This window comes from Micromonospora sp. NPDC005413 (assembly GCF_040606435.1).
GTDB lineage: Bacteria > Actinomycetota > Actinomycetes > Mycobacteriales > Micromonosporaceae > Micromonospora.
The window spans coordinates 255,927-274,949 of the sequence record NZ_JBEXEV010000004.1; the positions used below are offsets into that span (position 1 = coordinate 255,927).

15 protein-coding genes are annotated in these 19,023 nt (G+C 71.0%); 5 read left to right on the forward strand and 10 right to left on the reverse strand.

From position 1 onward, the window contains the following. Window positions 1-4: 4 nt before the first annotated feature. On the forward strand, window positions 5-1,987 hold the full coding sequence (locus ABZS37_RS08715; RefSeq protein ID WP_355166948.1) for a peptidoglycan recognition family protein: 1,983 nt from the start codon (window positions 5-7) through the stop codon (window positions 1,985-1,987). 74 nt (window positions 1,988-2,061) lie between these two features. Here the strand turns inward: ABZS37_RS08715 and ABZS37_RS08720 are convergent, their stop codons facing one another. The 5 genes from ABZS37_RS08720 to ABZS37_RS08740 all read right to left on the reverse strand — a co-directional run bounded on the left by ABZS37_RS08720 (window position 2,062) and on the right by ABZS37_RS08740 (window position 8,335). Further along, window positions 2,062-3,075, reverse strand: coding sequence for an NlpC/P60 family protein (locus tag ABZS37_RS08720; RefSeq protein WP_355166950.1), 1,014 nt, complete (start codon window positions 3,073-3,075; stop codon window positions 2,062-2,064). A 166-nt stretch (window positions 3,076-3,241) separates the two neighbouring features. Continuing rightward, window positions 3,242-4,243 carry a hemolysin family protein gene (locus tag ABZS37_RS08725; protein WP_355166952.1) on the reverse strand — a complete coding sequence of 334 codons (1,002 nt, stop codon included), beginning with the start codon at window positions 4,241-4,243 and terminating at the stop codon, window positions 3,242-3,244. Further along, complete coding sequence (locus ABZS37_RS08730) at window positions 4,236-5,561, reverse strand: hemolysin family protein (RefSeq protein WP_355166954.1); 1,326 nt, start codon at window positions 5,559-5,561, stop codon at window positions 4,236-4,238. The genes ABZS37_RS08725 and ABZS37_RS08730 overlap by 8 nt, the downstream gene beginning before the upstream one ends. Window positions 5,562-5,664: 103 nt before the next feature. Further along, complete coding sequence (locus ABZS37_RS08735) at window positions 5,665-7,863, reverse strand: (Fe-S)-binding protein (protein WP_355167094.1); 2,199 nt, start codon at window positions 7,861-7,863, stop codon at window positions 5,665-5,667. Window positions 7,864-8,071: 208 nt separating this feature from the next. Beyond that, window positions 8,072-8,335: a cell division protein CrgA gene (locus ABZS37_RS08740; protein WP_354992918.1), complete on the reverse strand. Its 264-nt coding sequence runs from the start codon at window positions 8,333-8,335 to the stop codon at window positions 8,072-8,074. 221 nt (window positions 8,336-8,556) lie between these two features. Between ABZS37_RS08740 and ABZS37_RS08745 the strand changes: the two genes are divergently transcribed. Genes ABZS37_RS08745 through ABZS37_RS08760 form a run of 4 tightly spaced genes read left to right on the forward strand, consistent with a single transcriptional unit; the run spans window position 8,557 to window position 12,011 of the window. Next, complete coding sequence (locus tag ABZS37_RS08745; RefSeq protein WP_355166956.1) at window positions 8,557-9,357, forward strand: DUF881 domain-containing protein; 801 nt, start codon at window positions 8,557-8,559, stop codon at window positions 9,355-9,357. Continuing rightward, complete coding sequence (locus tag ABZS37_RS08750; RefSeq protein ID WP_355166958.1) at window positions 9,354-11,075, forward strand: class E sortase; 1,722 nt, start codon at window positions 9,354-9,356, stop codon at window positions 11,073-11,075. Before ABZS37_RS08745 ends, ABZS37_RS08750 begins: the two co-directional genes overlap by 4 nt. A gap of 4 nt (window positions 11,076-11,079) precedes the next feature. Then, complete coding sequence (locus ABZS37_RS08755; RefSeq protein ID WP_355166960.1) at window positions 11,080-11,358, forward strand: hypothetical protein; 279 nt, start codon at window positions 11,080-11,082, stop codon at window positions 11,356-11,358. A gap of 2 nt (window positions 11,359-11,360) precedes the next feature. Continuing rightward, window positions 11,361-12,011, forward strand: coding sequence for an aminodeoxychorismate/anthranilate synthase component II (locus tag ABZS37_RS08760; RefSeq protein WP_355166962.1), 651 nt, complete (start codon window positions 11,361-11,363; stop codon window positions 12,009-12,011). Window positions 12,012-12,069: 58 nt separating this feature from the next. Here ABZS37_RS08760 and ABZS37_RS08765 read toward each other — a convergent pair whose 3' ends face one another. From ABZS37_RS08765 to ABZS37_RS08785, 5 genes are all read right to left on the reverse strand, one after another. Further along, a complete protein-coding gene (locus tag ABZS37_RS08765) occupies window positions 12,070-12,702 on the reverse strand; it encodes an ElyC/SanA/YdcF family protein (protein ID WP_355166964.1) in 633 nt (210 codons plus the stop codon). 82 nt (window positions 12,703-12,784) lie between these two features. Next, the gene (gene pknB, locus ABZS37_RS08770) at window positions 12,785-14,608 is read right to left on the reverse strand and encodes a Stk1 family PASTA domain-containing Ser/Thr kinase (RefSeq protein WP_355166966.1); all 1,824 of its coding nucleotides are present in this window, start codon (window positions 14,606-14,608) and stop codon (window positions 12,785-12,787) included. After that, window positions 14,605-16,014, reverse strand: coding sequence for a protein kinase (locus ABZS37_RS08775; RefSeq protein WP_355166968.1), 1,410 nt, complete (start codon window positions 16,012-16,014; stop codon window positions 14,605-14,607). Before ABZS37_RS08775 ends, pknB begins: the two co-directional genes overlap by 4 nt. A 1-nt stretch (window position 16,015) precedes the next feature. After that, entirely contained in the window at window positions 16,016-17,521 is a 1,506-nt protein-coding gene (locus tag ABZS37_RS08780) for a penicillin-binding protein 2 (protein ID WP_355166970.1), read from the reverse strand. Continuing rightward, window positions 17,518-19,008 (reverse strand): FtsW/RodA/SpoVE family cell cycle protein, encoded by a 1,491-nt coding sequence (locus tag ABZS37_RS08785; RefSeq protein WP_355166972.1) that lies wholly within the window; start codon window positions 19,006-19,008, stop codon window positions 17,518-17,520. Before ABZS37_RS08785 ends, ABZS37_RS08780 begins: the two co-directional genes overlap by 4 nt. Window positions 19,009-19,023 lie beyond the last annotated feature (15 nt).

Genomic DNA, 19,023 nt, shown 5'->3' on the forward strand with positions numbered 1-19,023 from the left:
TTCGATGCGCCACTCAACCCTGTCGACCGGCCGGCGCGCACTGCTCGCCGCCGCCGTGGTCGCCGCCGCGACCGCGGTGCCGCTACCCTCCGGCCCGGCCGCCGCCGCGCCCACCGTCGACCGCCAGCAGCAGTACGCCGCCGCGGCGACCGAGTACGGTGTGCCGACCGTCGTGCTGCTCGGCGTCTCCTATCTGGAGTCCCGCTGGGACAGCAACGCCGGCACACCGAGCACCAGCGGCGGCTACGGCCCGATGCACCTCACCGACGCCCGGCACGTGGCGGCCCTGCCCGGGCGCGGCCACCACGACGCCGGCACCGAGGACCCACGCGGCGACGACTCCCGCTCCGCGAGGCTGCCCGCCCCCCGGCCGGCCGAGGATCCCGCGCCGCCCGCCGCCGCGTTGCAGACCGTGGACGCCGCCGCCGCGCTGACCGGCGCCGCCCCCGAGGCACTGCGCACCGATGCGGGCGTCAACATCCGGGGCGGGGCCGCGCTGCTCGGGGCGTACCAGAGGGAGTTGGGCGCGCCGGTCGGTGCCGACACCGACCCGGCGGCCTGGTACGGCGCGGTGGCCCGCTACGCCGGCGCGGACAGCGCTGACGCCGCGGCGGCCTTCGCCGACGAGGTCTTCACCACCATCGGCGCTGGCGAGTCCCGGGTGACCGACGATGGCCAGCGCATCACGCTGCCGGCCCGCGCGGTGCAGCCGCAGCGTTCCTGGTTGGACCGGCTGGGCTTGCGCCGCCTGGCTCGCCCGGACGGGCTGGAATGCCCTCGCACCATCTCCTGCGAGTGGATCCCGGCGCCCTACGAGGCGTTCGGCGACGGCGACTACGGCAACCACGACCTCTCCGACCGGCCCGCGCGGCAGAAGATCGAGTACATCGTCATCCACGACACCGAGGCGAGCTGGGCGACCACCCTGCAACTCGTCCAGGACCCGACGTACGTGAGCTGGCACTACTCACTGCGATCGGTCGACGGGCACGTCGCCCAGCACGTGAAGACCAAGGACGTCGGCTGGCACGCCGGCAACTGGTACGTGAACGCCAAGTCGATCGGCCTGGAACACGAGGGCTTCGCGGCGCAGGGCACCTGGTACACCGAGGCGATGTACCGGACCTCGGCGAAGCTGGTCCGGCACCTGGCGCTGCGGCTGGGCATCCCCCTGGACCGCCAGCACATCATCGGCCACGACAACGTGCCCGGCACCGTCGCCTCGACCGTGCGCGGGATGCACTGGGACCCGGGCCCGTACTGGGACTGGACGCACTACTTCGACCTGCTGCACGCCCCTCGGCTGGACACCGGCACCCCGGCCACCGGGCTGGTCCGGATCGACCCGGACTACGCCACCAACCAGCCGGCGTTCATCGGCTGCGTCACCGTCGGCGTGCCGTGCGCGCCACGCGGCTCCTCGGCCGTGGTGCTGCGCAGCGCGCCGTCCGCGGACGCCCCACTGGTCAACGACATCGCGCTCCGCCCAAACGGCACCCCGAACACGATGGAGGTGTCCGATCACGGCGCCCGGGCCTCCGCCGGTCAGACGTACGCGCTCGCCGGCCGGCAGGGCGACTGGACGGCGATCTGGTATCTCGGTCAGCGGGCCTGGTTCCACAACCCGGCGTCCGCGCCGACCGCCAGCTGGACCGTCGGCGTGGTGGCCACCCCGAAGCCCGGACGGGCCACCATCCCGGTGTACGGGCGGGCGTACCCGGAGCAGGCCGCCTACCCGGCCGGGGTGCCCTACCAGGCGATCTCACCACTCCAGTACACGCTGTCCGCCGGGCAGCGGTACGCCGTCGGCGCGGTTCTGGCCGGCGAGTACTACCGGGCCAGCACGTTCGACGGCTCCTCGCCGGGTGACTGGACGGTGATCCGCGGCCAGAACCGTTACGCGCAGATCCAGTTCGGCCACCGCATCATGTACGTCGATCTAGCCGACGTGCAGCTGCTGCCGTCACCGGTGGGCGCGCCCCGCTGAGACGCCACGCGCTCCACCGATAACCACGACGGCCCCCGGTCGGTGACCGGGGGCCGTCGTCGTGCCTGTGGGGATCAGCCGGGTCTGCGGAACCCGGCGACCGGCATCGTGTTGATGCTGGACACCTGCACCGGTTTGCCGGCCCGGGGGGCGTGCACCATCTGGTTGTTGCCCAGATACAGCCCGACATGACTCAGGCCGGCGAAGAAGAAGACCAGGTCACCGGGGCGGGCGTCGGCTCGCGAGATGGCCTTGCCCTCGTTCCACTGGTCACCGGTGTGGTGGGTGAGGCTGATCCCGGCGGCCTTGTAGGCGTACTGGGTCAGCCCCGAGCAGTCGAACGAGTTCGGGCCGGTGGCGCCCCAGACGTACGGCTTGCCGACCTTCCCGCAGGCGGTCCTGATCGCGGTACGGGCGGCCGCACTGACCACTCCGTTGATGGTCGGGCAGGCCGCGGTCACGACCGTGGTCTTGGGCATCGACGCCTCGAGCTGCTTGATCTCGGCGTCGATCTGCTTCTTCTTGGCCGCCAGGTCGTTCTGCTGCTTGGTCTGGGTGACGATCAGCGCGTCCAGCTTCTGCTTCTCGCCGTCGTACTTGGCCCGCACGGCCAGCACGCTCTCGACCTCTTTGCGCTCCTGCGAGGCCAGCCGGTCGAGGACGGTGAGCTGCTCGGTCAGCGTGTCTGGCTTGGCGCTGACCAGCAGTGCGCCGATGTCGTGCGACGGGCCCGAGATGTAGTAGCGGGAGGCGAGGTCGCCGACCCGGTTGAGCGCCAACTCGCTCTGCAGCGCAAGCGGCTCGATCTTCTTCTGCAGGTCCGTCGACTTCTTCCGGTTGACCTTCAGCTGCGCCCGAACCTTGTTGTACTGCTCGATGGTGGGCTCCAACTGCTCCCACTTCTTGTCGATCTGCGCTTCGATCTCGTCGACCGTGGGCTCGGCGTGTGCCGGCGCGGCCAGCAGACCGGCCCCGACCGCCGCGGCGGCGACCAGAACGAGCAGACGGTGGGCGGTGCGACGCAGGCCACCCGACCGAGCAGACGCTTTCAGGTCGTGACGATGAGGGGGCATGGTTGCCACCGGCATCGACTCCTTTGCAACCGACCGCCGGGCGCCTCGCGTGAGGGAAGGCCGAGGCAGACGACCCACAGCGGTCGGTGCCTCACATTAGGGAAGGTCGGGGCGGTAATCAAGGCGAGCGGCGACACCATCACTGTCGTGCAACCGCTTGCACACCAAGGGTATTGGCACCTCACCCAACGATTGCAGTCAATACGTCATCGAGTGTGACCACACCGAGAGGGCGCCGACCGTCGCTGACCAGCACCATGTGCCGCCGCTCGCGGCGCATGGCCAGCAGCAGGTCGGCCAACGTACGCTCCGGCGGCACCACCGCCAGCGGCCGGTAGACCTGGGCCGGCACCGGCGACCGGCGCCCCTGCCCGGCGTACCCGAGCACGTCCTTGACGTGCACGAAGCCGAGCACCCGACGGGTGGACCTCTGCACCACCGGGAACCGGGACCGACCGGTCCGGGTCGCCAACACCTCCAGCGACGCCGGCGAGACGTCCTCGGCCACCGTCACCACCGTCGACCACGGCTGCAGGGCGTCCGCCGCCGTGCGGGTGTGCAGGGCCAGGGCACCGGTGATCCGCACGTGCTGCTCCTCGTCGAGCAGACCCTCGGTACGCGCCTGGGAGACGAGCCCGGCCAACTCCTCGGCGGTGAACACCGTCTTCACCGCCTCGGACGCCTCGATCCGCCAGAACGCGAGCACCCGGCGGGCCGCCCACTTCATCGCCAGCAGCAGCGGCTTGGTGGCCACACAGAACGCCAGCATCGCCGGGCCGAGCCAGAGTGCGGAGACCTCCGGACCGGCCAGCGTGATGTTCTTCGGCACCATCTCACCGACGACCGTGTGCAGAAAGACGACCACGCCCAACGCCAGCACGAACGCCACCGGGTGCACCGCCCGCTCGGGCAGGCCGGCCGCGTGGAACGGTGGCTCCAGCAGGTGGGCAAGCGCCGGCTCGGCAATCGCGCCCAGGCCCAACGAGCAGACCGTGATGCCGAGCTGCGCGCCAGCGATCATCAACGGAATCTGGTTCATCGCCGACAGCGCCCACCGGGCACGCTTCGATCCGGCGGCCAGCGGCTCGATCACCGTCCGGCGGGACGCGATGAGCGCGAACTCGCTGCCCACGAAGAACCCGTTGCCGAGCAGCAGCAGCACGGTCACCAGCAGCTCAGTCATCGTCGTCCGGCTCCGCCGGGCGCAACACCCGGACCTGCTCGATCCGGTGCCGCTCCACCTCCACCACGGTGAATTCCCAACCGCCCGCCTCGACCGTCTCGCCGGCCAACGGAATGTGCCCGAGCCGGGCCATCAGGAACCCGGCCAACGTCTCGTACGGGCCCTCGGGCAGCCGGAAGCCGGTCTGCTCGGCCAACTCGTCGGAGCGCAGCACCCCGTCGACCAGGACGGTGCGCTCACCGCCGGGCACGGTCAGCTCGGCCGGACCGGTGTCGTCGACGCTGGCCGGGTCGAACTCGTCGGCGATCTCCCCGACCAACTCCTCGACGAGGTCCTCCACGGTCACCACACCGTCCGTGCCGCCGTACTCGTCGACCACGATGGCCAGGTCGGCCCCGGCCGCCTTCAACGCGGCCAGCACACCGTCCAGGTTCAGGCTCTCCGGTACGTACACCGGCTCGCGGGCCACCGCGCCGACCATGGTCGACGCCCGGTCGGCCAGCGGCACGCCCAGCGCGTCGGGCACACCGGCCACTCCGGTGACCAGGTCCAGGGTCTCCTCGTACACCGGGAAGCGGGTCCGCCCGGTCCGCCGGGACTCCTCGAGTAGCTCGGCCACGGTGGCCGTGACGCGCAACGCGACCACGTCCACCCGGGGGGTCATCGCCTCGGCGGCCCGCTTGTCGCCGAACCGGATGGTGCGCCGCAGCAGCATCGCGGTGTCCGTCGGCAACGCGCCGGCCCGGGCCGAGATGGCCGCCAGCAGGCCCAACTCCTCGGGCGAGCGGGCACTGGCCAGCTCCTCCTGCGGCTCCACACCGAGCGCACGGACCAGCCGGTTCGCCGAGCCGTTCAATCCCCGGATCACCCAGCCGAACGTCCGCGAGAAGGTGTGCATCGGGCCGGCCGTGGCCAACGCCGCCGGCATGGGCCGGGCCAGCGCCGCGTTCTTCGGCACCAGCTCACCGAAGAGCATGGAGATCAACGTTGCCAGGGCCAGGGCGAGGAACGGCGTGAACCGCTCGGTGCTGTCCCCGACCAACGGACGCAACAGCGGGCCGAAGAGCCGGGCCAGGGCCGGCTCTGCCAGGTAGCCGGTGAGCAGCGCCGTGATGGTGATGCCGAGCTGCGCCCCGGAGAGTTGGAAGGACAGTTCGCGCAGCGCCGTGCGTACCGTCAGGGCTGCCTGGTCGCCCGCGGCGGCCCGCCGGTCGATCTCCGCGCGATCGACCGTGACCAGGGCGAACTCGGCCGCGACGAAGAACGCGTTGCCCGCGGTCAGCGCGACGAAGCCGACCAGGGGCAGCAGCGTCGTCAAGAGTAAGCCGTCGATGTCGCCTCACCTCGGCGAGATTCTTACACGACGACGGCGGCCCGCAGGGGCCGCCGTCGTCGATGTTCAGATCCCAGGTGTACGCGCCTCAGCCGGGGATCGGCGCGGTCTCCTTGCCGCCCTGCGGCTGCTCCGGCTTGACCGAACGGAGCAGCACGCTCGCCACGTCGATCACCTCGACCTGCTCGCCGGCACCCTTGCCGTTGACCCCGTCGTTGAGCATCGTCGAGCAGAACGGGCAGCCGACGGCGACCGTCTTCGCCCCGGTGGCCATGGCCTCCTCGACCCGGTCCACGTTGATCCGCTTGCCGATCTTCTCTTCCATCCACATCCGGGCACCGCCGGCGCCGCAGCAGAAGGAGCGCTCGCTGTTGCGCGGCATCTCGGTGAGCTCGCCCTCGATGGCGTCCCCCAGCACCTCACGGGGGGCCGCGAAGATCCGGTTGTGCCGGCCCAGGTAGCACGGGTCGTGGTAGGTGACCCCACCGTCGACCGGCTGGACCGGGGTGAGCTTGCCGGTGGCGACCAGGTGGGCCAGCAGCTGGGTGTGGTGGACCACCTCGAACTCGCCGCCGAGCTGGCCGTACTCGTTGCCCAGGGTGTTGAAGCAGTGCGGGCAGGTCGCGACGATCTTGCGCTTGGCCTTTTCCCGGCCCTCGAACGCCTCGTTCAGGGTCTCCACGTTCTGCTGGGCGAGCATCTGGAAGACGAACTCGTTGCCGATCCGCCGCGCCGGGTCACCGGAGCAGGTCTCGCCCTCACCCAGGATCGCGAACTTCACGCCCGCCTCGTTGAGCAGGGTGGCCACCGCGCGGGTGGTCTTCTTGGCCCGGTCCTCGAACGCACCGGCACAGCCGACCCAGAACAGATACTCGAAGTCGTCCACCTCGCCGACCCGGGGCACCTCGAAGTCCAGACCCTTGGTCCAGTCCTCCCGGGTGTTCTGCGGGGCGCCCCACGGGTTGCCCTTGTTCTCCAGGTTGCGCAGCATCACGCCGGCCTCGGAGGGGAAGCTCGACTCGATCAGCACCTGGTAGCGGCGCATGTCGACGATGTGGTCCACGTGCTCGATGTCCACCGGGCACTGCTCGACACAGGCGCCGCAGGTGGTGCAGGACCAGAGCACGTCCGGATCGATGACACCGCCCTCCTCGGCGGTGCCGATCAACGGCTTGTCCGCCTCGGCGAGGGCCAGGACGTCCAGGTGTGCGAGCTGCGCCTGGGTGGCCTTCTCCTCACCGGTCAGGTCCTTGCCGCCACCGGCCAGCAGGTAGGGCGCCTTGGCGTACGCGTGGTCGCGCAGGCTCAGCACGAGCAGCTTCGGCGACAGCGGCTTACCGGTGTTCCAGGCCGGGCACTGCGACTGGCAGCGACCGCACTCGGTGCAGGTGCTGAAGTCCAGTAGACCCTTCCAGCTGAACTGCTCGACGTGGGCGACGCCGAACTGGTCCTTCTCCGGGTCGGCCTCCTCGAAGTCGAGCGGCTTGCCCTGACTCGTCATCGGACGCAGCGCGCCGAGGCCGGAGCCGGCCGGTCGGGCCGGTTCACGCTTGAAGAAGATGTTGGGGAACGCCAGGAAGCGGTGCCAGGCGACACCCATGGTGACGTTCAGCGAGATCACGATGAGCCAGGTCATCGAGATGACGATCTTGATGAGTGCGGCGACGCTCGCCCCGTCCGACCAGTCGGGCAGCACCGCGCCGACCGCGTGGCTGAGCGGCGTGGCCCAGAGCGGGTACTCGAAGTGGTCGGTGGCGACCTTGAAGCCGCGGATCACCAACCCGAAGATCAGGACCAGCAGCACGATCCACTCGACGAAGTAGCCCTGCCACATGGTCGAGCCGGTGAACCGGGACCGCCCACCCAGCCGGGTCGGCCGGTTGCGCAACCGGATCGCCATCAGCACCAGGATGCCGACCAGGCCCAGCACGGTGATGATCTCGGTGGCCAACCCGAAGATCGTCCAGTGCCCGATGATCGGCAGCCCGCCGGTCGGGGTCACCACCTCGAAGTACGCCTCGAGCACCAGCAGCGACAGCACGACGAAGCCGACCATCACGAACCAGTGCGCGGCACCCACCACGCCCCACTTGAGCATCCGGGTGTGGCCGGCGGTCTCCACCAGCATGGTCTTGGCGCGGGTGACCTTGTCGGTGAACCGCTCCGGCGCGGGCTGCCCGAGCCGGATGACTGCCACCATCTTCAGGACCGCACGCACCGCAAGCCACACCGCCACGGCGGTGATGGCGGCCGCGAGGATCGTGGTGACGATCTGGACGCTGCCCATCGAGTTGGCCTCCCCGGTCTGCTGCCTGATGACCTCGCTCCGCTCGGTCATGCGTTGCAGCCTACGCGAAGGTTACCCAGCAGTAACGTGAGTCATCTCGCAGTAGGCCACGCCGCCTGCGGACACCATAGGGGGCCCCACCCGATCGTGCCGGTCAGGGGCTCGGTGGGGTGACGCGAAACCGCCGACGCGCTGGCGCCGAGCCAGCTCAGCGCCAGCGGGAGAGCAGCGCCAGCGAGGCGACCATCGCGCCGAAGCCGACCGCGAGGTTCCAGTAACCCCACGCCATGACCGGATACTGCTGCTCGGACAGGTAGTAGAGCACCAGCCAGCCGATGCCGGCGACGATCAAGGCGACCGCGGTGATCGGCAACCACACCGGGCTAGGCTTGCGCGTCGACGCCGCCGTCGTCGGACGAACGTCCGTCGGCGGGGTGTACACCTTCTTCTTACGGACCTGAGACTTGGGCACGACGCTCTCCAGAGGGGTGACGACCTCGTCCGGCCTGACAACCGGGCGCGGAGGCGACGGTCCATGGCCAATAATGTTCGACAGCTAGCGTAGTCCCGATTGCCCGCCCGGACCACGAATGGGGTCAGGCCGGTGCACGGAGTGACCGAAAAAGGCGGGACTGTTCGCATCGCCGGCCCAGCCGGGGCGGACCGATCCTCGACACGCGGAAGGAACGCTCGGTGGAGTACACATCCGGCGCAACCTCCTGGCAGAAGGTCCTCCGACGGGCCGCCGCCGGGCTGCTGCCCCGGCGACCGCGTCAACGCCGACCAGGCTGGTCGATCGGGGTGCCCCTGATCGCCGCCGCAGCGGGGCTGCTCTTCACCACCAGCGCGACCACCGCCGACGGCACCGCTCTGCGCGAGGACCGGCGGCCCCAGCTCAACCAGTTCATCGAGGACCGGCGTGAACAGGTCGCGGCGAGCGAACGCCGTGCCGCCACGCTGCGCGGCGAGGTCGAGCAACGGACCAACACGCTCGCCGGCTCGGACGCCCCGATCAAGGCGCAGCAGGATCGCGCCCAGGGCAGCCTCCAGGCCGCCGGGTTCACCGCCCTCAGCGGGTCGGGGGTCACGGTCGAGCTGAACGACGCGCCACAACTCGACCAGACCCAGTCGGACGCCAGCAACGACGACCTCGTGGTGCATCAGGGGGACGTACAGGCGGTGGTCAACGCGCTGTGGGCCGGCGGAGCCGAGGCCATGTCAATCATGAACGTCCGCGTGCTCGCAACCAGCGCGGTACGCTGCGTCGGTAACACCCTGCTGCTCCATGGTCGGGTGTACTCCCCACCGTTCAAGATCGTAGCAATCGGCGATCCCGCTGCCCTCCAGCAGGCCCTCGCCAGCTCTGAGGGAGTCCGGTTGTTCAAGGACGCGGTCGACGACTATCAGCTCGGCTACAAGGAAACGGCCTCCACGGTGCGAGTTCCGGCATTCGAGGATTCCACCGCCCTGCGCTCAGCGACGGTGCCCAGGTGAGCGGGCCCGACGAGCGTCGCGACGGACGACACCGGGACCAGGCCAACGAGCCCACCGCCTTCCTGCCCAAGGTCGACCGGCCCGAGCCGGCGCCTGGCCGGACGACCCCGGCCGGCAACTGGCCCGAGCCGGTGCTACCCGCCCGGCCCGAGCACCCCGCCCGGCCCGAGCACCCACCACGAGCCCAGCACCCACCACGAGCCGAGCACCCGGCGCGGCCGAGCTCCGGCCGACCCGACCCGACCGGCACCCCGGCCCGCCCGGGTGTCGAAGCCCCGCCGCCCTGGCCGGGCAGCGCAGCGCCTGGGCTGGGCCCGCACGGAGGGTCCGGCCTTCCACCCGCAGCCACCCCCGGCCGGCCGGCCGCACCCAGCCAGGGCCCGGTTCGGCCCCCTGCCCCCGGCAACGCCCCGACCCGACCCCCCGCGCCCGGCGCCGCTTCCACCGGACCGGCTGCGCCCGGCGCCGCGTCCACCGGACCGGCTGCGCCCGGTGCCTCGCCCGGCCGACCGCCGGCACCCGGGGGCACGCCGGGTGCCACCCCGACCCGCCCGGGTACGCCCGGCGGGATGCCGACCCGACCGACGACCTCCGGCACGCCGAGCCGGCCTGCCCAGTCCGGCCCCTCGACCCCGTCGGTTGCCGACTCGCCGACCGCGTTCATTCCGCAGGTCGCCGCCAGGCCCGCGCACCCGACCGGCTCACCGGCCGCCCCGGTCTCCCCGGCCGGGCCGGGCCGTGTCCCGCCCGCCGGCCCTGGCCGTGTTCCTCCCGCTGGGCCGGATCGCGTCGCCGACCCGGCCGCCACCGCGTTGATTCCGGCAGTGTCCGCACCCACCACCCGGCCGCCGACCATGGACTCCACGGCACTGATGGGTGCCGTCCCCCGCACGTCGGTTCCCGACGAGCCGACCGGTGGCGGCGACAACCCCGCCGAGCCTCCCCAGCCCCGACGCGGCGAGCGGGTGGTTCAACTCCGGCCCCACCAGACCGGCGAAGGCTACAAGAGCGTCTACTCCGAGCTCACCCGCCCGTCGTTCGGCTCCCGGCTGCGCACCGGCGTCCGCGTCACCGGCGAAGTCCTGATCACCTTCGGCCTGGTGGTGCTGCTCTTCGCCGGCTACGAGGTCTGGGGCAAGTCGGCCATCGTCGACGCCCATCAGAACGACCTCAACAACGAGTTGGCTCAGGAATGGGGCCCGACCGACGACCCGACGGTCGCCCCGTCGGCGGCCGGGCCGAGCGCCAAGCCCTCACCACCGGTACGTGGCAAGCCGCTCGCGGGCCTCTACATCCCCAAGCTCGACAAGAACTGGGTCGTGGTCGAGGGCGTCACCCAGCAAGACATCCGCTACGCCCCGGGCCACTACCCGGCCAGCGCCCTGCCCGGCCAGGTGGGCAACTTCTCCGTCGCCGGCCACCGCAATCGGGCCACCTTCTGGCGGCTGGACGAGCTCAGCGACGGCGACGCGATCGTGGTCGAGAGCAAGACCGACTGGTACGTCTACCGGGTGTCGCAGTCGCGAATCGTCAGGCCGACCCAGGTCGAAGTGGTGGCGCCGGTGCCCGGCGAGCCGGACAAGAAGCCGACCAAGCGGATGCTCACCCTGACCACCTGCAACCCGAAGTTCGACAACTACCAGCGCCTGATCATCCACGCCGAGCTGGACCGCACCCAAGCCAAGTCGGCGGGCCGCCCGGCGGAGCTGGGAGGCTGACCCGATGTACGCGTTCATCTGGCGCAAGCTGCCGTTCGGCCTGATCGGAAAGCTGACCGGCTCGGTGCTGCTCGTGGCCGCCACGGTGGCCCTGCTCTGGTATGTCGCCTTCCCGTGGGCCGAGCCCCTGCTGCCCTTCGACGACGTGCAGGTCGAATCCGGCGTCCCCGCAGAATCGGGCGACGGTAGCCCGGTGACCGGGGACACCCCGGCCGGCGACGAGCACGAGCTGCCGTACGACACCGACCAGAACAACCCCGCGCCGTCCTCCACGAGCAGGTGACCATGCGCGTCCTGGTAATCGACAACTACGACTCGTTCGTCTTCAACCTGGTGCAGTATCTGGGCCAGCTCGGCGTGGAGTGCGAGGTCCGGCGCAACGACGAGATCGACGTCGCCGAGGTGGGCAAGGTCGGCGCGGCCGGCATCCTGCTCTCACCCGGGCCGGGCAGCCCCGACCGCGCCGGCATCTGCCTGGACGTCATCCGGGAGTACGCGGGCGAGCTGCCTATCTTCGGTGTCTGCCTGGGCCACCAGGCGATCGGCGAGGCGTTCGGGGCGACCGTCACCCGTGCCCCCGAGCTGCTGCACGGCAAGACCTCCGAGGTACGGCACAACTCGGTCGGCGTACTCGCCGGCCTGCCCGACCCGTTCACCGCCACCCGGTACCACTCGCTGGCCGTGCTGCCCGAGACCCTCCCCGAGGAACTGGAGGTCACCGGCTGGACCGGCTCCGGCGTGGTGATGGCGATGCGGCACCGGACGCTGCCCATCGAGGGCGTGCAGTTCCACCCGGAGTCGGTGCTCACCGAGGGCGGTCACCTGATGTTGGCCAACTGGCTGGCCGACTGCGGCCATCGGGAGGCGCTGGAGCGCGCCCCGGAGCTGGCCGCCGAGGTCGACACCCGTCGCCGGGCTGCCTTCGCCACCACCTGAGGCCGACCCGTCGGGGCCTGGCAGCCGGTCACCGGACCCGGAACACCGGCTGTCCGGGTCAGCCCCGCAGCGCGTTCTGGATCGCCGGATCCGCGGGCGAGCGGACCGCCGGCGCACGGCCCCGAACCGCGTCCCACGCCGCCTTGCCACTGGCGAAGTAGTCCCTCACCGACTTCTCGGCGAGCAGGACGGGTCCACAACCGTCGCAGCGGGCGGTCACTCCGTCGACGTCGAGGCCGAGATGGCGGCACAACGTCACCGCACGGGACAGGTGGTAGGACTGGGTGACGATCAGAGCCCGCTCGACGCCGTACACCTCGCGCGCCCGTGCGCAGCTGTCGTAGGTGTCCAGGCCGAACGGGTCAGCCACCACGCGACGCGGGTCGACACCGAGCTCGCTGAGGTACGACGTCATCACCGCCGGCTCGTCACCCGACGTGCCACCGCCGTCGCCCGACACCAGGACGACCTTGGCCCGCCCGCTGGTCACCAGCTCGGCGGCGGTCTGCAGGCGCCCGGTGAGCCTCTCCCCCGGCCGCTGCCGATCAGCGGCCACTGCGGTGCCGAGGACGATCACCACGTCGGCGGCCGGCGCATCGGCCTCGGCGTACACGTGGCCGCGTGCGGCGAACGTCGTCCACAGCCACGGAAGACTGGCGAGCAGCAGCACGACACTGCCCAGAACGGCCACGCGTCGGAGCCGTCGAGGCCATCGCCTCAACGGCCCGACACGGGACGCTTCCGCGTCGGTCACACCGATGCCCGGGTGTGGCCTAGTCCTGGGGAAGCCGGGTCGGCGAGGGCGGGAACGGTAGACCGATGCCGCCCCCGCCGCCGGGAGTGGTCGGGGTGGTCGTCGGTGTGCCCGTCGGTGTGGTCGTCGGTGTGCCCGTCGGTTCGACGACCTTCTCCGGGATGCTGATCTCGATGGTCACCGTTCTGCCCCTGGCGAGTTCGGTGCCCGGGTCCGGGCTCTGCTTCTCGACCCGCCCGGCTCGGTCGGCCGGCACCTCATCACCGTTGCGGAAAGAGACGTTGTAACCCGCCTCGCGAAGTTCCTGGGCGGCCTCGTCCCGAGTGGAGTTGAGCACGTTGGGCACCTTGTTGACGTTGCCCCGAGAGACCTCAAGGGTCACCTTGCTGCCCTGTGCAACGGTGGTCCCCGACGGAGGGTTGACCTTGACCACGATGCCCTTCTGGGCCGGGTTGTCCACAAGCTTCTCATCGACCACCAACCCCTGAGCCTCAAGTTGGGGCTTGACGTTGTCGACCTGGGAGTTGACCAGGCCAGGGGGGATCTTCACGTCGGGCTTGCCGTCGCAGATCTGGACGGTCACCGTGCTGGCCTGCTCCAACCGTGTGCCCGGCAGTGGATCCTGCTTCGCGACGGCGCCCTTCGTGCAATCGTTGTCCAGCACCGGGTCCCCCACCTGCGCTCGGAAACCAGCGTTGGTGATCTCGGTGACCGCGGCGGCCTGGCTCTTGCCGGTGAGGGTGGGCACCGACTTCAGGGCCTTGTCCTGCTGCTGACTCCAGAGCAGCGCGGCGACCAGGGCGATCACCGCCAGCACGCCGACCGCGCTGAACATCGCGATCAGCCAGGAGGACGCCTTGCGCTGACGCGGGTCACCCACCCGGGCCGGGATCTGCCGGGTCTGCGACCCACCGGCGGAAGCCGGATAGCCGCCCCCGCCGGCCGGGGCCATCGCCACTGTCTCCGACTCGCGCAGCACCGGGGTGGCCAGCACGGGTCGACCGGCGGCGGCGCGGAGCAGGTCGGCCCGCATCTCGCCGGCGCTCTGGTAGCGGTTGAGCGGGTTCTTCGACAGCGCCTTCAACACGATCGCGTCGACGGCCGGGGTGACATCCGGGTTGATGTCGCTCGGAGTCGGCGGTGTCTCCCGTACGTGCTGATACGCGACGCTGACCGGGCTGTCCCCGACGAACGGCGGGTGCCCACAGACCAACTCGAAGAGCACGCAACCGGCCGCGTACACGTCGGAGCGAGCGTCGACGGCCTCACCGCGCGCCTGCTCCGGGGAGAGGTACTGGGCCGTGCCGATCACCGCGCTGGTCTGCGTCATGGTGGTCGCGCCGCTGGCCAGCGCGCGGGCGATGCCGAAGTCCATCACCTTGACCTGGCCGGTCTGGGTGAGCATCACGTTGCCGGGCTTGATGTCCCGGTGGATGATGCCGTGCCGGTGACTGAACTCCAGTGCCGCAGCCATGTCGGCGCAGATCTCCAGCGCCCGGCGCGGCTGCAGCCGACCCTCCGCGCCGAGAACCTCCTTCAAGGTCCGGCCGTTGACGAACTCCATCACGATGAACGGCAGTGTCTCGCCGGTCGGCGCGGTTTCCTCGCCGGTGTCGTAGACCGCCACGATCGCCGGGTGGTTGAGCGAGGCGGCGTTCTGCGCCTCCCGACGGAATCGCATCTGGAACGTCGCGTCGCGGGCCAGGTCGGTACGGAGCATCTTGATCGCGACGTCCCGACCGAGCCGGAGATCGCGACCGCGGTGCACCTCGGCCATGCCGCCGTAGCCGAGCAGCTCGCCGACCTGGTACCTGCCACCGAGCAGGCGGGCCTGCGCTGTCATCGCGTCTGTCGTCCTTCGCTCGTCGTCGTCCCGCCGTCGCCCGGCTGGAGTCGTATCTCCCGACGGTACGACGTCCGGGTCGGATCGTCGCGCCCGTCGAGTCGCAGCGCGCCGGACGTCACGGTGCGCGGAGCCAGCCCGCCGGGTTCACCGGCCTGCGACTGCTTCCGCAGGTTGTAGGAAATCACGCCGGAGCAGAGCAGGACCAGCACGGCCAGCAGGATGGCGAGAAGCACCATTCCGGGCCGGGACCGGTGGGGCTCGGGTGACGGCACCGCCGGGCCGGCCTGCCGGGCGTACGCCGGCGGGTGGTCCTGCCGGGGCGGCGCCGACGGCACCGCGGCGGCACCTCGCGGGTACCCGGTCGGTGCGACCGGCGGACGACCGGGCGGGACGGCCGGCGCGATCGCGGTGGGGCGCGGCTGCTGGGCCGGCACCATCGCGGTCGGCCTCGGCCCGACGGCCTGCGGGCGGGCAGCCGGCGGGCGCATCTGGTGCGCCTGCGGGACCTGGGCCCGGCCGGGCGCGGCGGGCGAGGCCGGCGCCGCGGAGACCGGCCCGGAGTTGCCACCGGCCCTGGCCTGCTGGGAGAGCGCGGCCTTGAGTTGACGGGCGACCCCGGCGAGGGCGGCGGCGCTCGGCCAGCGGGCGGCCGGGTCCTTGGCCAATGCCCGTTCCACCAGCGCGCGCACCTGCGGGGGGATGTCGGCGGGCAGTGGCCGGGGCGTCTCCCGGACGTGTCGCATCGCGATGTCGAGGGGGTTGTCGCCCTCGAACGGCCGCCGCCCGGCCAGGCACTGGTAGGCGACCACGCCGAGCGCGTAGACGTCGGATGCCGGGGTGGCGACGCCGCCGGTGGCCTGCTCCGGCGAGATGTACGAGGCGGTGCCGAGCACCGAACCGGCGGCGGTGAGCTGGCCGACCATGTCGGAGCGGGCGATGCCGAAGTCGGTCAGCACCAGCGTGCCGTTCGGCCGGACCAGCAGGTTGCCCGGCTTCACGTCGCGGTGCACGATGCCCTTTTCGTGGGCGGCGTGCAACGCGTCCGCGGCCTGCGCGACGAGTGCCATCGTTCGGGCCGGGGTGAGCCGGCCGACCCGGCTCAGCGTGGACGACAGGGCGTCACCCTCGACGTACTCCATGACCAGGAACGCGATCTGCTGGTCGTTGCCGAAGTCGTAGACGTCGACCACGCCGGGGTGGTTGATGGTGGCCATGGTCCGGGCCTCGCCGCGGAACCGCTCGCCGAAGTCCGGGTCGTCGAGCAGCGCGGGGAGCAGGCTCTTCACCGCGACCGTTCGGCCGAGCACCTGGTCGGTGCCGCGCCAGACGTCGCCCATGCCGCCGCTGGCGATCCGCTCGTCGAGACGGTAGCGGTTGCCGAGCTGGACGCCGGGGCTGAGCATGTCAGCGACCCCCGGGGTCGGCGATGGCGGCCCGCATGATCTGGCCGCCGATCCGGGCGGCCTCGGCGCTGCCACCGCTGCCCGCCTGCTCCAGCACCACGCAGACCGCGGAGACCGGCGTGCCGTTCTTGTCCAGCGCGAAACCGATGAACCAGCCGTGGTCGGGTCGGTCCGGGGCGGACTGGGCGGTGCCGGTCTTGCCGCCGACCGTGGAGCCGCTGATCGCGGCCTTCCGCCCGGTGCCGTTCTGGACCACGCTGACCATCATCTCGCGCAGGTCGGTGGCGACCTGCGGGCTGACCGGCTGGCGCAGCTCCCGGGGCTTGGCGGTGTAGTAGCTGGTGGTCCGGTCCGGGGCGAGCAACTGCCGGACCAGGTACGGCCGCATCTGGCTGCCATTGTTCGCGACGGAACCGGCGATCATGGCCCCTTCGAGGGGGGTCATCCGGACGTTGTTCTGGCCGATCGAGGACTGGGCCAACGCGGCCGGGTCGGTGCTGCCATCCGGGTTCTGCATGTCCCCGGTCCGGCTGGCCTCCGTGCGCAGGCCGCCCTCACCGAGCTGGCCGACGGTGAGGTCGTCCTGCTCGAAGCCGAACTGCCGCGCCTTTTCCTTGATGGTGTCGGCGCCGAGCCGCACCCCGAGCTGGGCGAAGCCGGTGTTGCAGGATTCGGTGACCGCCTCCAACAGGGTGACCTGCGGCTCGGGGCAGATCGACGGAGCGGCGTTGCGGATCGGGGTGCCCGAGGTGGGCGGCGTGTAGCTCGACCCGGCCGGGATCTCGGTCGACTTGGTGATGCCGTTCTCCAGCGCCGCCGCAGCCACCACGACCTTGAAGGTGGAGCCCGGCGGCAGCGTCTCGGCGAGCGCGCGGTTGTTCAGGGGGCGTTCCGGGTCCTGTTCCAGCTTGTTGAACGCCGCCGCCGCTTCGTTGCCGTTGTGGCTCACCAGCGGGTTCGGGTCGAAGCTGGGCATGGAGACCAGGGCCTGCACCGCACCGGTGCGCGGGTCGATGGCGATCGCCGCGCCCCTCTTCGCACCCACCTGGTTGTTGCGCAGTTGGTCGTACGCGACGTCCTGGGCCCGCTTGGAGAGCGTGAGCAGCACGTTGCCGCCACCGGTCTCGTCGCCGGTGAACATGTCCTTGAACCGGTCACCGATCAACTGGTCGCTCGTGCCGGCCAGGAAGTCGTTCTCGACCTGCTCGATGCCCTTGTCGGCCAGGTTGACCGGCTTGTAGCCGAGCACGTGGGCGTACTTGGCGCCGCCCGGATAGCTGCGCTGGAACTTCAGCTTGCCGGTGGTTTCCTTGCTGGTGGCCAGCGCGGTGCCACCGGCCTCGATGTTGCCGCGCTTGCGCTTGTAGTCGGCAACCTGGACCCGACCGTTGTAGTCGCTGGTGCGGTACTCGTCGGCCTTGTACGCCTGGATCCAGTTGAGGTTCGCGAAGAGCAGACCGAACAGGACAATGACGACGACGCCGACACGGCGCAGGGGTGCGTTCACGGCTTGATCACCTCCGTGGGGGCACCGTGCAACTGCTCGGGCGGGCCGCCGGTGGGCCGGGCAGCCTTGCCACCGCTCCCGGGGACCGGCCGACGGGCTCCGTCGGAGACCCGCAGCAGCACCGCGATGAGCAGCCAGTTGGCCATCAGCGACGAACCACCGGCGGACAGGAACGGGGTGGTCTGACCGGTGAGCGGGATGAGCTTGCTGATGCCGCCGACGATCACGAAGACCTGCAGGCCCAGGGTGAAGGCGAGACCACCGGCGAGGAGCTTGCCGAACGAGTCGCGCACCGCGAGCGCGGCACGCAGGCCCCGCTCGACGATCAGCAGGTAGACCACCAGCAGCGCGGAGAGGCCGAAGAGGCCGATCTCCTCACCGATGCCGGCGAAGATGAAGTCGTTCTGCACCTCGGGCAGGATGTCCGGTTGACCGCCGCCCGGCCCGGCGCCGAAGAGCCCACCCGTGCCCAGGGCGAGCAGGCCCTGGACGAGCTGGTAGCCCTTGTCGGTCGGGTCGGCGAACGGATCCAGCCAGATCTCGGCACGTACGTAGAAGTTGGCGAAGGGCCCGCCGACCATCTCGCCGAGGACGTAGGCGAGGTACGCGCCGCCGAAGAAGAGGACCAGGCCGATCAGCAGCCAGCTGACCCGTTCCGTGGCGATGTAGAGCGTCACCACGAACATGCCGAAGTAGAGCAGCGAGGTGCCAAGGTCCTTTTCGAAGATGAGCACCAGGAGACTGATCAGCCAGACCACGACCACCGGGCCGAGGTCGCGCCCGCGCGGGAAGTCGATCCCGAGGAAACGCCGGCTGGCCAGCGACAGCACCTCGCGCTTGCGCACCAGGTAGTAGGCGAAGAAGACCAGCAGCGCCAGCTTGGCGAACTCACCCGGCTGGATGGAGAAACCACCCACCCGGATCCACAGCTTCGCACCGTTGATCTCGGAGATGCTCGACGGCAGTACCGCCGGGAGCATCACCAGCACGATGCCGGCCAACCCCAGGGTGTACGCGTACCGGGAGACCGAACGGTGGTCGCGCATGATGGCGAGCAGGCCGGCGGCGAGGATCACCGAGGCGAGCGTCCAGGCCAGCTGCCGCCCGCCGATGCCGGCGAAGATCGCCAGAGTCTCCCGGTCGACCGGGGCGGCCTCGCCCAGGTCGATCCGGCGCAGGAAGCCCACGCCGAGGCCGTTGAGCAGGGCCACCGCCGGCAGCAGCGCCGGGTCGGCGAACGGGGCGAGGAACCGGATGACCAGGTGCAGGCCGAGGAAGACCGCGCCGAGCGCGGCGGCGGGCATCCAGAAGTCCGGGGTGACCGTGTCCAGCAGGTTCGCCTCGACGGTCGCCCCGTACGCGGCCACCAACACCATCGCGAGCAGCAGTAGGGACAGCTCGGCGTTACGGCGCGACCGCGCCAGGCGTACGCCGGACTGCTCGCCCGCGGTCGCGGGCGAGGGTGCCGGTGTGGCCGCTACGGTCACGGGTGGAGTCCTCGG

Bases quoted from the DNA above. Each gene is read 5' to 3' on its own strand.
- ABZS37_RS08715 (WP_355166948.1), top strand. From the start codon at position 5: ATGCGCCACTCAACCCTGTCGACCGGCCGGCGCGCACTGCTCGCCGCC.
- ABZS37_RS08775 (WP_355166968.1), bottom strand. From the start codon at position 16,014: ATGCTCAGCCCCGGCGTCCAGCTCGGCAACCGCTACCGTCTCGACGAG.
- ABZS37_RS08720 (WP_355166950.1), bottom strand. From the start codon at position 3,075: ATGCCGGTGGCAACCATGCCCCCTCATCGTCACGACCTGAAAGCGTCT.
- ABZS37_RS08735 (WP_355167094.1), bottom strand. From the start codon at position 7,863: ATGGGCAGCGTCCAGATCGTCACCACGATCCTCGCGGCCGCCATCACC.
- ABZS37_RS08760 (WP_355166962.1), top strand. From the start codon at position 11,361: ATGCGCGTCCTGGTAATCGACAACTACGACTCGTTCGTCTTCAACCTG.
- ABZS37_RS08755 (WP_355166960.1), top strand. From the start codon at position 11,080: ATGTACGCGTTCATCTGGCGCAAGCTGCCGTTCGGCCTGATCGGAAAG.
- pknB (WP_355166966.1), bottom strand. From the start codon at position 14,608: ATGACAGCGCAGGCCCGCCTGCTCGGTGGCAGGTACCAGGTCGGCGAG.
- ABZS37_RS08725 (WP_355166952.1), bottom strand. From the start codon at position 4,243: ATGACTGAGCTGCTGGTGACCGTGCTGCTGCTGCTCGGCAACGGGTTC.